Origin of the sequence: Aquabacterium sp., from assembly GCF_036273115.1 — a bacterium.
Classification (GTDB): domain Bacteria; phylum Pseudomonadota; class Gammaproteobacteria; order Burkholderiales; family Burkholderiaceae_C; genus Aquabacterium.
Genome location: NZ_DASUIN010000023.1, coordinates 218,262 through 231,078, shown reverse-complemented (window position 1 = coordinate 231,078; position 12,817 = coordinate 218,262). Strand labels below are relative to the sequence as shown.

The following is a 12,817-nucleotide window of genomic DNA, read 5'->3' as shown; positions in this document are numbered from 1 at the left end:
CGACGAATTCGGGCAAATCTGACAAGGGGATTCCCGTTTCGGTTGCGGCAGCCCTACAGCCGCGGCTTCGGTCCAGATTGCCCAAATAGTGCCGGTTTTCACCTGCTTCATCGGCTTTGAGGGCTCAGTCTGCTGGGGCTCGCGCCGAAACCAAAGCTATCTCATCGGAGGTAGCACCGTGAAAACCATCGCCAAAACTCTCGCCCTGACCGCCCTGGCTGTTTCGTCCCTGATGGCTTCGACTGGTGCCTTTGCTGCTCTGGAACCTCTGGATGAAGAGGCCATGAGCAATGCCTACGCCGGCGACGGCACCGACAAGAAGGACCTGCCTGATTCTGCCTTGCTGAACTTCGCCAACTTTGTGATGAAGGTCAGTGCCAAGAGCGCAAAGGTGTTGAGTTCGGAAGAGTTCGTCAGCACCATGGCGGCCGCTGGCGTGACCCTGCCCGCGGATGTCTACGACGGTCGTCCCGTGACCGAAGTGACCTTGGAGTCCAAGCCCATCACGACGACCTTCAAGGTGTCTCAGTTCATCTCGGCGGTGGCTGGCGTGAAGTACGACGCACCGGCGATGGGCAACATCACCGTGAAGAACTTTGATGCGGGTGGCACCCGCATGTGGGTGTGGGGCCACTGATCGCTCTGTGACCCGCTGCCAGACCCTGCCCCGCAGGGAGCCATCGGCAATCAGGCCGCGTTGACGCGCGCCGTGACGGCCTGCCCACTGCGCAGGCCGAGTTTTTCCATCAGCAAGCGATCGCGTTCGACCTCGGGGTTGCCGGTGGTCAGCAGCTTGTCTCCATAGAAGATCGAATTGGCGCCGGCCAGGAAGCACATCGCCTGGACGGCTTCGCTCATTTGTTGGCGGCCCGCCGACAGGCGCACGCGGGCGGTGGGCATGGTGATGCGCGCCACGGCGATGGTGCGCACAAACTCGAGTGGGTCGAGCTGAGGGGTGTCGGCCAGGGGGGTGCCTGGCACGCGCACCAGGTCGTTGATGGGCACCGACTCGGGGTAGGTGGGCAGATTGGCCAGTTGCGCGATCAGACCGGCGCGCCCTTCGCGGGTCTCACCCATGCCGACAATGCCGCCGCTGCAGACCTTGATGTTCGCGTTGCGCACATGGTCGAGCGTGTCCAGACGATCTTGCATGTCACGCGTGGTGATGATGTCACCGTACAGCTCGGGGGCGGTGTCGAGGTTGTGGTTGTAGTAGTCCAGGCCAGCGCTTTTCAGGGTCTGGGCTTGCGAGTCGCTCAACATGCCCAGGGTGCAGCACGCTTCCAGGCCTTCGTTTTTCACCACGTGAATCAATTCGACGACCTTTTCGATGTCGCGGTCTTTCGGTGCGCGCCAGGCCGCCCCCATGCAGAACCGGCTGGCGCCAGCTTCGCGGGCGGCCACCACGGCCTCACGCACTTCGTCGGGCGACATCAGTTTGCTGGCCTCGACACCGGTGTCGTGTGAAGCCGACTGCGGGCAGTAGCCGCAATCTTCTGGGCAGCCGCCGGTCTTGACCGACAGCAAGGTGGCGTGCTCGACCTCATTGGCATCCCAGTGCTCACGGTGCACTTGCTGGGCGCGCCACATCAGGTCGTTGAAGGGCAGGTTGAACAATTCCAGCACCTTGGCACGGGGCCAGCGGGCTTGGCTGTCATCGTGGTCCTTGCAATCGCCACCGCAGCCGTGTGCATTGAGCACAGACTTGGGAACCAGTTTGATGGGTTGGGCTGCAGGGGTGTCAGGAGTCGAGGCCGATGAAGATGCGCACTGGGACATGATGGGTTCCGATAAAGCTGGCGCAAGTTTAGTCGCCCTCGAAGCCCCTGACCAGTGCCGCAGTTTCAGCTTGGCGTTAAGCTGCGGCCCATGCGCTTTGAACACGTCATCGAAATCAACTCCCCGGCCACCTCTGTGCAGATGGTGGTGCCCCCTTTTACGCGCGAGCAGCTGTGGCGCGGTTTGATGATGCGGGTGCAAACCCCGCAACGGTTTCCCATGGGGCCGGAAAGTTGTGAGTGGCGGGAGGTCGAGCCTGGCGTGATTCAGCGCCAGCAGCGCTTTGGCCCCCATGAGCTGTTTGACGAGGTGCGCCTCAACGAGCCGCATTCGCTGGTGTTCACGCCCCAAGCCCATGGCGATACCGCGCCCATTCGGCTCACGATGTCGATCGAAGAGCCTGGCCCGGGAGTCATGTTGCTCCGGTTTGTTTACGAGGCGCTGGCCGAGCAAAGTGCGGAGGAGGCCTACTACAACGACTATCGTCACAATGCCTGGCTGCACCACGATCGCGACATGGTGCGCACGCTGCGCCAGTGGTTGTCAGACGAGGGCTTGTGAGGGCGGGGCGCTGTCGGGCAGTTCGATCGTGAACGTCGAGCCCACGCCGATGTCGCTGTGGACGCGAACTTCGCCGCCCATGCGCTCCATCAACAGCTTGACGATGTACAGCCCCAGGCCCGTGCCTTCCACGTGTGGACTGGGGTTGACCCGCTTGAAGGGCTGGAACAATTCGGCTTGCTGAGCCGCAGTCAGGCCGCGACCGGTGTCGGTGATGTCGATGCACGTGTGGCCGGGTCGATCGGCGTTGCGATAGGCTTTGACACGAACCTCGCCCCCTTGTCGGTTGTACTTGCAGGCATTGGTCAGCAGATTGATCAACACTTGGTGCAGGCGTTGCGCATCGGCGTGAACCCACAGCGGCTCGTCGGCCAGCGCCAAGGTCAGCTTCAAGCCCTCGCGGTTGAGGTGGGGATCGAGCAGCGGCACGCAGCTGTGAATGGCGCTATGCGCGTCGATGGCTTCCAGATGCATGTGGATGTGCCCTGACTCGACCTTGCTGAGGTCGAGCACGTCTTCGACCAGCGTCAGCAGCTGCTTGCCCGCGCCCAGGATCATGCTGACCTGACGCGTTTGCGTCTCGGTGGCGTGGGCTTTGTCCAGCTGCATGAGTTGGGCGAAGCCCAGAATGGCATTGAGCGGCGTGCGCAGTTCGTGGCTGAGTCGCGAGAGGAACTCCCGCTGCGATTGCGCGACGCGTTCTGCGGCTTCGCGCTTCATGGCCATTTCGACCTGTTCCAGCTCGATGGTGATGTCGCGCAGCACGCCAGTCAGGCGTGGATTGCCGCCGTTGTGGGGGTGAATCAAGCGGCCGGTGGCTTCGAGGGTGCGAACCTCGCCGTTGGGGTGTCTGACGCGGTAGACGATCCGGAAGTCTTGTCCGCTGTGCAAGGCTGTGTCGGTGTCTTCCCGCGTGCGTGTGGCGTCGTCCTGGACGATCAACTCTCGGATCCGTGTGCGAGGGACGACACACGCTCGGGGCGGCAGGCCATGCATGGCTGCCGCCTTGTCGTCGAGGGTGATGTCGTTGGTGACCTGGTCCATTTCATACAGCCCGAGGCCGGCCGACTTGGAGGCCAGCTCCCAGCGACCGTGGATGGCATCGATGGCTTCCTGATGGCGAGTCTGCTTGAGCAGAACCTGCCGAACCTGCCAGACACTGACCACCGAGAGCAGCAGGGCGACGAAGGCGAGCCCCGCGATCAGGAGGCCCTCGGTGATGCGGGCGGCTTGCCCCAGAACTTCGGAAAAGCGGATGCCGGCCTGATTGAGCTCATCGTTGAGTTCGGCAATCAAACGCACCTGGGCTTCAATCTCCGCAGTCGGGGCCTGCATGTGAATCAGGTCATCCAGGTGCGCAGCTTCCTGCTTGAGTTCTGCAATCAGGGCGTCCCCCTCGGCCCAGGTCTGCCGAGCTTCTTGCAGGACCCAGCGGTCGCCAAACCAGCGGAAGAGCCGAATCATGTTGTCGACATCGTCGGGGTGATTCCGTCCCGCCGTGAGCCATTGCGCGATGCGGGCCGTGTCGGGGTCATGGCGCTCCATGGCCTCACGCGCAAGTCGGTCGTTTTCTGTGATGCGGAGGGCCTCCTGAAACAGGCTCAGGTCGGCTGGTTCATGGGTGCGGGCGTAGCGCATCAGGTGCTCGACCGCATCGGCTCGGGCCTTGGCCCACATGCTTTCACCGGCGACATAAGCCCGCACGGCCCCCAGCACATTGACTGCGCCGATGGCCAGCGCCGCAACGATCATCACCATCAACAGCGGTGAGCCCAGCAGCCCGAAGTAGGTCCGCCAGATGGAGGTCGGGCGTAAAGGGTGTCCTGCCATGTTTTCTAGTTATTCAGGTGCGAGCGCCCTGAGCGGAAGTGCGGGGCACTGCTGACGCAAGCGTAATGGAAAAAGTGGCTCCCTGGCCCTTTTCGCTGCGAACGGCGACCTGGCCGCCCATGCGCTCGACCAGTTGCTTGACGATGTACAGCCCCAGTCCAGTGCCTTCCATGCATCCGGCCGTGGCGTTGACGCGTTTGAACGGTTTGAAAATCTGGGCGACTTCGTTGGCGCTGAGGCCCGGGCCTTCGTCGGTGAACTCGATGACCACCTGATGGCCCTCGGTGTGGGCCGACACGCTCAGATTGCCGCCTGGGCGGTTGTACTTGCAACCATTGCTCAGCAAATTGATGAACACCTGTTGCAAGCGTTGCGGGTCAGCCATGACCCACAGGGACGGGGTGGGCAAACGGTCAACAAAGTGCACCCCCAGCAGTTGCCGCGCGCTCTCGGTCATGGTCATGCTGGTGTGCATGGCCTGGGTGACATCGACGGGCTGAGGGCTCATGCGAATCTCACCGGCTTCCACTTTGGTCAAGTCCAGTACGTCTTCGATCAATGCCAGCAGCTGTTGCCCGGCCGTCAGAATCATGGCGACCTGTTGTGCCTGATGAGGGGGCAGCGGGGTGTGGCGGTCGAGTTCCAGTAGCTGGGCAAAACCGAGAATGGCATTGAGGGGGGTGCGCAGCTCGTGACTCAACCGCGAGAGAAACTCCCGTTGGGCGGCCGCAACCTGCTCGGCGGCATCGCGCTGCATCACCGATTGCGCTTGCCGCAGTTCATCGGTGATGTCTCTCACCACGCCGACCAGATTGGGTTCTCCCCTGTGTGTGTAGACTTCCTGCCGTCCGATCAGTTCGATGTCGCGCGCTTGACCGTCAGGTCGCAACACGCGATGGATGTCCCGGATGGTTTGGCCGGTTTCCGTCGCCCTGTTCAGCGCTGCTTCGACTTTGGGGCGGTCCTCTGCCAGCAGGCAGCGTTCCAGCTCATCGTGGGTGGTCACGCAGGCACTGGGCCCCATGCCGTACATCTGCGCCGCTTTTTCGTCCAGCGTGATGCGGTCTTGGCGAGTGGCCCGCTCAAACAGGCCCAGCCCGGCGATCTGGGCAGCCAGTTCCCAGCGGCGGGTGGCAGTGGCCAGGGCGCGTTCGTGGCGCACTTGCTTGCGCAGGGTTCTGCGAACCAGTACCAGACTGCCAGCCGTGAGGACCGCCGCCGACAGCAAGATGGCCGCAATCAACATCATTTCCGTGAAGCGTCCGGCTTCATCCAGGTGGAGCCGAAAGCGTTGCTCCGCTTGATTGAACTGCAGGTTCAGTTCACGCAATTGAGTCAGGTGGGCTGCCAGGGTCTGGCCATCGGCGCCACGCTCGACTTGCTTGTGAATGTCTTGGCCCAGGGCGCGCAGGCGATCGATCAGTTGATCGCCCTCCATCCAGGCGCTGATGGTGCGCTGAAACAGCGGCATGCTGCCGAAGTGTCGGAACAAGATGATCATGCCGGTGATGTCGTCAGGGTGGCTGCCGCCGGCTATGAACAGTTGGCGAATCAGATCCGTGTCCGGGTGGGGTTTGTAGAGCTCTTCACGCGCGCGTCGGCTGCCCAGTGGTGCCTGCAGCGAGGCTTCGAATCGTTGGAAGTCAGCCTGATCGCGTGACAAGGCGTAATGGCCGAGGTGGGTCAGGGCATTGCTGCATGATTTTGACCAGGCGCTCTCGCCCGTGCCATAACCTCGAATGGATCCCAGCACTTTCACGCTGATGGCAGCCAGCGCGGCCACCACACACGCCATCACCAGCGTGGGCGCCAGAACGCTCCAGTAAAGTCGTCTCGGATGGGGCCGAGCCTTCTCGGTCAACATGTATGGGTTTTCCCGGGGCAACGAATCGGAGGGGATCACAGCACCATTTAGGCACAGCTTTGGTGCTTTGCCACTGATGGGCAACCCGGGGTGAGCCTGCGCAGCTGACTCAAGTCAACACGGCGTGGGGGCAGTCGGGGGCAGTGGGGCCGGGCTGTTGGCGTGCGGCTCGAATGGCGGCTTGCAAGGGGGGAATCAGCTCGGCCATTTCCTCTGAGTCATGCCCCAGGCCGCGGACCACGCACACCGCAGCCGGCCGACACCTTGCGGCTTCGGCTACATCGGCTGGGGTCAGCAAGCCGCCAATCGCCACCACCGGGCTCGGGCTGTGCTCGACCCACCACAGCAGATTGTGGGTGCCTTGCGGGCGCCAGGGCATGTCTTTCGTGCTGGTGGGTTTGATGGGGCCGCAAGCGATCAAACTGGCGCCACAACCTGCGGCTCGGGCCAGCTCCCACAGACTGTGGGAGCTCAATCCGAGCACCAGCTGCGGGCCGGCTGCCTGCAGACGATCAAGTTGCTGGGGTGTCAAACCGAGCAAATCTTCTTGCCCCAGGTGCAGTCCGTTATGGGGGGGCGTGGCGTTGGCCAGGGCTGATTCCCAGTGGTCGTTGACGAACAGCAAGGCGCCATGCTTTTGTGCGGCTTGTTGGCTGCGCATCAGGTGTTCGGCCAGCGTAGCGGCAGGCTTGTGCCGCAATTGAATGCAGCGCAAGCCCAGTTCCAGGGCCGCCTCCAACTGGTCTGCTGTCGACACAATGCCGTAGAGGCCATCTTCCGGCGGGACAAAGGGCAGGAATGGTTGAGAGTGGGTCATCCGCCAGGGCCAACGCGAGCCGATGCCTAGCCACGGCAGGGGGGCACCAGGCTGATCCGGTGTGCCCGCCCAGCCGCGTTGCGCCAGCACGGGGCCTCGCCCCTGGCCGGCCGCCCGGGCGCAGGTCAGTGCATGGTGGGTCACCATGCGGGCCAGTACGGCAGCATCGGCTTCCACGTGATGGCAGGCCAGCGCTGCCGCCATGGCCGCGGCAAAGGTGCAACCGCTGCCGTGCGTGTGACGGGTGTTGACGCGTGGGGCGGTGAGCCAGCCGTGGGCATGCGGTGTGTGCAGCCAATCCACACAATGCAGTTGGGTGGCGCCGGCTTGCACGGGCGCATCGCCGCCAGTGATGACGACGCTGCGGGCACCCATTTCGAGCAGCGACAGCGCCAGAGAAGGCACCTCATCGTCGCCATCGTGGCGGGCGCGATGGCCCAGGAGCCGCCGTGCTTCGGCGCGATTCGGGGTCAGTACCGTGGCGCGAGGAATGAGCCATTGGCGGTAGGCCGCCACAATGGCCTCATCACTGAACGGGGCTCCGCCTGAGGTCGCTCCCAAGACGGGGTCTACCACCAGCGCGAGCTGGCGATGCGGGTCTTGTCCTGCGGGGGTACGAGCCCGCAGTCGGTCTACCCACTCCGCGACCAGCATGATGGCGGCGACACTGCCGAGCAGACCGGTTTTGATGGCACGCGGCGGCAGGTCGTCAGTCAGCGCCTGTAGTTGCGCCTCCAGTTGCGCCACAGGTACCGGGAACACCGAGTCGACCCCCTGAGAGTGCTGGGCCGTCAGGGCGGCGGTGATGGGGCATAGATGCACGCCCAGGGCATCGGCGGCGCGTTGGTCTGCACTCAGGCCGGCACCTCCGGCGGTATCGAGTCCGGCAATGCTCCAGACGATGGGGGGCGAGCGACGCATGGGGTGGCTTGGCATGAAGACGGGGTTACAACAAGACGAAAGGTTGGCCTGACACCGGTGTGGTGGCAATGGCCACATCGCTGGTGGCCATCAGACCACTGCGGTGACCCAAACGACCGCCTTCAACGGCATGGCGGAAAGCGCTCGCCATGCCGACCGGGTCGCCAGACTGGGATACTGCCGAATTCAACAGCACCGCGTCCATCCCCAACTCCATCGCTGCGGCAGCGTGCGATGGGGCGCCCAGGCCGGCGTCGACGATCAGCGTCAGGCCCGGCAAGCGGGCGCGCAATGTGCGCAAGGCCCACGGGTTCAGCAATCCCAGGCCTGAGCCGATGGGGGCGGCCCAAGGCATCAAAATGCGGCAGCCGGCATCGACCAGTCGTTGGGCGCTGACCAGGTCGTCGGTGCAGTAGGGCAGCACTTCAAAGCCGTCGCGCACCAGCTGGCGTGCGGCATCGACCAGTTCGAAGGGATCTGGCTGCAGGGTTTGTTCATCACCGACCACCTCCAGCTTGATCCAATGGGTGTCGAGCAACTCCCGCGCCATGTGGGCCAAGGTGATGGCCTCGCGCGCGCTGCGGCAGCCTGCGGTGTTCGGTAGCAGATGGCTGCCACATTGGCGCGCGGTGTCTCTGATGATCTGGACAAACCCGTTGTCCCCGCCGCCCGGCACGGCCAGCGTGCGTTTGAGCCCGAGCGTGAGCACCTGACTGCCAGAGGCTTCGATGGCGCGTTGCAGCACCTCCGGAGAGGGGTAGCCTGCCGTGCCCAGCAGAAAGCGGCTGTGCAGCTCCGCGTCACCAATGCGCCAGGTGTCAGACGCAGCGGAGGAGGGGGAGGTGGGATTCATGACATCAGCCTCCGGTAATGGGTGAAAAGCACAGCACGGTGTCCCCGTCGACCAGTCTGTGTTGCGCGCGCGCGTGCCGTGGCACGAATTGGCCGTTCACCGCCGTTGCCACGCTTTGGGCGGAGCCAGTGCTCGTGGCCAGCAAAGCCGCGATCGCCGTCTCCAGGGTGGCCCCGGCCGGTAGCGTCAGCGGGCCGTGGTCGGTTTGAATCGTGATCTTGTCATTCATGGGAAGGTTGCTCGCGATGGGCAAAGAATCCGGTTGCCTTCAGGTCTGCCAGGCGTGACTCGCCAGGGCTTCGTCCAGCAGGGAAGGTGCCAGCAGCCAGCCATGTCGGTACAAGCCATTGATGCGAATCAGTCCACGCTCGGCATGGATTTCGGGGCGGTTGTGTGGCAGCGCCGGTCGCAGATTGACGTCCATTCGCAAAATGCGCGCCTCTGCCAACCCCGGCACGATGCTGTGCGCCGCCGCCATCAGCTCCACGGCGGATCGCAAGGACACGGGGGAACGGTCTTCGCTTTCGATCTCACTGGCGCCCACCATCACCACATCGCCAGGTCGAGGCACCAGGTAGACACGATGGCGTGGGTGGAGCAAGCGAATGGGGCGGTGCAGTTTCACCTCTGGCGCATGCAGCCAGATCACCTCCCCCCGAACGCCTCTGACTGGCGCGTCGGGCCGGGCGCCAGCGCCCCGCAGATCCCACACCCAATCAAATCGGTGTTCGGTGGCGACGTCGCTTTCGTTCACACTGGTCAGCATGCCGGGGGCCACCTGGGTGACCTTCTGCCCCCATTGCCACTGCACTTGGGGGGCGCTGGCTTGCATCGCCTTCATCGTGCCGACGGTGCAAATGGCCCCTTCGCCAGGCAACAGCCAGGCATGCAAGGGGCCTTGGTGTCCATGCAGTGCGGGCTCCAGCTCGCGCAGTTGCGCTGGGTTCAGGGGTTGAGCCTGTTGTGGCCACTGGCGTGCCCCGGCCTCAATGCGTGCGAGCACGCGCTGTGCGGCCCCGAGATCCGATCCATGGGCCACGAGCAAGCTGCCGGCTCGATCGAAATGCGGCTGCCGCGGCCCCTCCTTGGCGAGTGTGGCCACGATGTCTGCCCAGCGTTCGATCGAATGCCAGCCGCGTTGCGCTACATCGGGTTCGGCTGCATCGAGTTCGGCCAGGGGGCTGAGCATGCCAGCGGCGGTGAAGCCGGCGGCGCCTTGTCCATTGAATGGCGGCTGTGCGTCGGCTGCCGGATCGAACACCGTTACCGTGTGGCCTTGACGCGCCAAGGTCCATGCTGCGAGCCGGCCCAGCAAGCCCGCGCCGGCAATGCCCACCCGGCGCGGTGTGCTGGCGAGAGGGGCGCTCATGGCATCAGGCTCCCTTACGGTCAGCGTGAATCGGGATGTAGAGCTCACCGCCTACCTGCTTGAACTCTTGCGACTTGGCGCTCATGCCTCGGGTGAGGGCTTCGCCCTCGCCCACCCCCTGTGAGGCGGCGAAGTCGCGCACCTCCTGCGTGATCTTCATCGAGCAGAACTTCGGGCCGCACATGGAGCAGAAGTGCGCCACCTTGGCGGAGTCCTTGGGCAGCGTCTCATCGTGGAAGTCGCGCGCCGTTTCGGGGTCCAGACCCAGGTTGAACTGGTCTTGCCAGCGGAAGTCAAAACGGGCTTGCGACAAGGCGTCGTCACGCGCACGAGCGCCAGGATGGCCCTTGGCGATGTCAGCGGCATGCGCCGCAATCTTGTAGGCAATGAGGCCTTGCTTCACATCGTCGCGATTCGGCAAGCCCAGGTGTTCCTTGGGTGTCACGTAGCACAGCATGGCCGTGCCCATCCAGCCGATCATGGCTGCACCGATGGCCGACGCAATGTGGTCATAGCCGGGCGCGATGTCAATCGTCAGCGGGCCCAGCGTGTAGAACGGCGCCTCGTGGCAGTGCTTGAGCTGCTCATCCATATTGGCCTGAATCATGTGCATGGGCACATGGCCTGGGCCTTCGATCATGGTCTGCACATCGTGCTTCCACGCGATCTGGGTCAACTCACCGAGGGTCTTCAACTCGGCAAACTGGGCTTCGTCGTTGGCATCGCTCAATGAGCCCGGGCGCAAACCATCGCCCAGCGAGAAGCTCACGTCATACGCCTTCATGATCTCGCAGATCTCTTCGAAGTGCGTGTACAGGAAGTTCTCTTGGTGATGGGCAATGCACCACTTGGCCAGAATGGAGCCGCCCCGTGACACGATGCCTGTGCGGCGATTGGCCGTGAGGTGAATGAAGGGCAAACGCACGCCGGCGTGGATGGTGAAGTAGTCCACGCCTTGCTCGGCTTGTTCAATCAGCGTGTCGCGGAAGATGGCCCAAGTCAGGTCTTCGGCCACACCGCCCACCTTTTCCAGCGCCTGGTAGATGGGCACCGTGCCGATGGGCACGGGGCTGTTGCGCACGATCCAGTCGCGTGTGGTGTGAATGTGCTTGCCGGTCGACAGGTCCATCACCGTGTCGCCGCCCCAGCGGATGGACCACACCAGCTTTTCCACTTCCTCTTCAATGCTGGATGTGACCGCCGAGTTGCCGATGTTGGCGTTGATCTTGACCAGGAAGTTACGGCCAATGGCCATCGGCTCCAACTCGGTGTGGTTGATGTTGGCCGGGATGATGGCGCGGCCGCGAGCCACTTCGTCACGCACAAACTCGGGCGTGATCTCGCGCGGGATCATCGCGCCCATGGGGTTGCCGCGCAGCCGGGCTTCGCGTTCTGCATCGACGCCGTACTTGCTGCGCCAGTCTTCGGCCAGGTCGAGTCGGCGCTGGTTTTCGCGCAGGGCCACGAACTCCATCTCAGGGGTGATGATGCCTTTGCGCGCGTAATGCATCTGCGTCACGTTGTGGCCAGCCTTGGCGCGACGTGGTTGACGTTGCAAGCCTTGGGCGGCTTCCCGCAGCGCGGCCATGCGGGCATCGTGCGCTTCGCCGGCCTTCAGGCCATCATCGACCGCCTGGATGGCGCGCCCCGCGTACAGCTCCGTATCGCCCCGAGCGATCACGGCCGCTTCGCGAACCGGTGGCAAGCCGCGCGTGACATCGATGGCCACGTTGGGGTCGGTGTAGGGGCCCGAGCAGTCATACAGCGTCACGGTTTCGCCATTGGTCAGGGTCACCTCGCGCATGGGCACGCGCACGCCTTCGTGGCTGCCTTGTACATACACCTTGCGCGAGGCGGGTAGGGGCTCGCGGGTCAGGCGGGTGAGCTCATTGAGTGACTGCAAGGCCTGCAGCGACACGGCGGGATCGGGTGCGTTCATGGGTGGCTCTCCTGGGCAGCAAGTGTGAAAACACATGCTCCGAGGGGCGACCCGTGGCCGAGCGAGGGCAACTGAGACGAGGGCAGGGGGTCTTCATGCGGGCGGTGCAGCACGCATGAAGGGCTGCACCTGCCAGAGATGCCACGAGGGGCCAAGACAGGACGGCTCTTCTTTCGCCGGTATGAACCGGATCAAGTTCAACGGGTTCGGAATGATTCCATCTCAGCGTACTGGCCCAAGCATTTCAACTTGGGCAGCCACACCCCGGAGCAGGCTATCAGTGTAGCGCCAAGCGGGGACAGACTCAATCCGATCACATGATCGGGTCAATGGTCGAGCGAGGCGCGTACCGGTGTGGTGCGCACGTCGACTCGCTCCGAGGTGGCCTTGTCACCCAAGTTGAACACGGCCTTAAGCGATTCGAAACTGGTCGAGACTTCGGCTGTGGACGGGCTGAACAAAGCCAGCGCAAAGGCCAGGGGGGCAATGGCAAACAGCGGTCGCATGACAGGGCGGTCTGGCGTCTGAGCCTGAGGTTGGAGTGAATAGACGTCAGTGTAGGGCGGGGCGGCTGTTGCTGGTTATCCCTAGTACGGGGGACGAGTGGCCCTCGTTCGTGGGGGTTAGCCGGGGCGCTTCACCACGTGCACGCGATGGTCTTTCAGTGTGCTTGGGGAGGCTTGACCGCATTGTCCGCATCCGGCACTGCATGATGCTGCCGAGGCCCTGGTGCTGGATGTGCCGCAGGTGGGCGCTTCAGGTGCGCCTTGCACAAGCCCCTTCAGGCTGGGCCACCAGCGGCGGGCCAGATAGGCTGCGGCCAGCAAGCCGATGCCCACAGCGATGAGGTCCTGGGCGAATGCCGACATGGTGAGCCTCCTGCC

General features: G+C 63.8%; 12 protein-coding genes and 1 riboswitch. Of the genes, 2 read left to right on the top strand and 10 right to left on the bottom strand.

Annotated features, from left to right (window positions below):
* Window positions 1–178: 178 nt before the first annotated feature.
* Window positions 179–637: a hypothetical protein gene (locus VFW72_RS10010; protein WP_329674146.1), complete on the top strand. Its 459-nt coding sequence runs from the start codon at window positions 179–181 to the stop codon at window positions 635–637.
* A 50-nt stretch (window positions 638–687) separates the two neighbouring features.
* Here VFW72_RS10010 and bioB read toward each other — a convergent pair whose 3' ends face one another.
* Window positions 688–1,779, bottom strand: coding sequence for a biotin synthase BioB (bioB, locus tag VFW72_RS10005; protein WP_329674145.1), 1,092 nt, complete (start codon window positions 1,777–1,779; stop codon window positions 688–690).
* A 90-nt stretch (window positions 1,780–1,869) separates the two neighbouring features.
* Between bioB and VFW72_RS10000 the strand changes: the two genes are divergently transcribed.
* Entirely contained in the window at window positions 1,870–2,340 is a 471-nt protein-coding gene (locus VFW72_RS10000) for an AtaL-like protein (RefSeq protein WP_329674144.1), read from the top strand.
* Here VFW72_RS10000 and VFW72_RS09995 read toward each other — a convergent pair.
* The 9 genes from VFW72_RS09995 to VFW72_RS09955 all read right to left on the bottom strand — a co-directional run bounded on the left by VFW72_RS09995 (window position 2,323) and on the right by VFW72_RS09955 (window position 12,802).
* Window positions 2,323–4,170: a PAS domain-containing sensor histidine kinase gene (locus VFW72_RS09995; protein ID WP_329674143.1), complete on the bottom strand. Its 1,848-nt coding sequence runs from the start codon at window positions 4,168–4,170 to the stop codon at window positions 2,323–2,325. The two genes, VFW72_RS10000 and VFW72_RS09995, sit on opposite strands and share 18 nt — an antisense overlap.
* A gap of 13 nt (window positions 4,171–4,183) precedes the next feature.
* Window positions 4,184–6,034: a sensor histidine kinase gene (locus VFW72_RS09990; protein WP_329674142.1), complete on the bottom strand. Its 1,851-nt coding sequence runs from the start codon at window positions 6,032–6,034 to the stop codon at window positions 4,184–4,186.
* Between the two features lie 109 nt (window positions 6,035–6,143).
* Window positions 6,144–7,772, bottom strand: coding sequence for a PfkB family carbohydrate kinase (locus VFW72_RS09985; RefSeq protein WP_329674141.1), 1,629 nt, complete (start codon window positions 7,770–7,772; stop codon window positions 6,144–6,146).
* A gap of 25 nt (window positions 7,773–7,797) precedes the next feature.
* Window positions 7,798–8,625, bottom strand: coding sequence for a thiazole synthase (locus VFW72_RS09980; protein ID WP_329674140.1), 828 nt, complete (start codon window positions 8,623–8,625; stop codon window positions 7,798–7,800).
* 4 nt (window positions 8,626–8,629) lie between these two features.
* Window positions 8,630–8,854, bottom strand: a complete 225-nt coding sequence (thiS, locus tag VFW72_RS09975; protein WP_329674139.1) for a MoaD/ThiS family protein — start codon at window positions 8,852–8,854, stop codon at window positions 8,630–8,632.
* 39 nt (window positions 8,855–8,893) lie between these two features.
* The gene (locus tag VFW72_RS09970; RefSeq protein ID WP_329674138.1) at window positions 8,894–9,994 is read right to left on the bottom strand and encodes an FAD-dependent oxidoreductase; all 1,101 of its coding nucleotides are present in this window, start codon (window positions 9,992–9,994) and stop codon (window positions 8,894–8,896) included.
* A gap of 4 nt (window positions 9,995–9,998) precedes the next feature.
* Entirely contained in the window at window positions 9,999–11,933 is a 1,935-nt protein-coding gene (thiC, locus tag VFW72_RS09965; protein WP_329674137.1) for a phosphomethylpyrimidine synthase ThiC, read from the bottom strand.
* A gap of 151 nt (window positions 11,934–12,084) precedes the next feature.
* Window positions 12,085–12,210: riboswitch (TPP riboswitch) on the bottom strand.
* Window positions 12,211–12,259: 49 nt separating this feature from the next.
* Window positions 12,260–12,439, bottom strand: a complete 180-nt coding sequence (locus tag VFW72_RS09960) for a hypothetical protein (protein ID WP_329674136.1) — start codon at window positions 12,437–12,439, stop codon at window positions 12,260–12,262.
* A 117-nt stretch (window positions 12,440–12,556) separates the two neighbouring features.
* Window positions 12,557–12,802, bottom strand: coding sequence for a hypothetical protein (locus tag VFW72_RS09955; protein ID WP_329674135.1), 246 nt, complete (start codon window positions 12,800–12,802; stop codon window positions 12,557–12,559).
* Window positions 12,803–12,817: the final 15 nt, after the last annotated feature.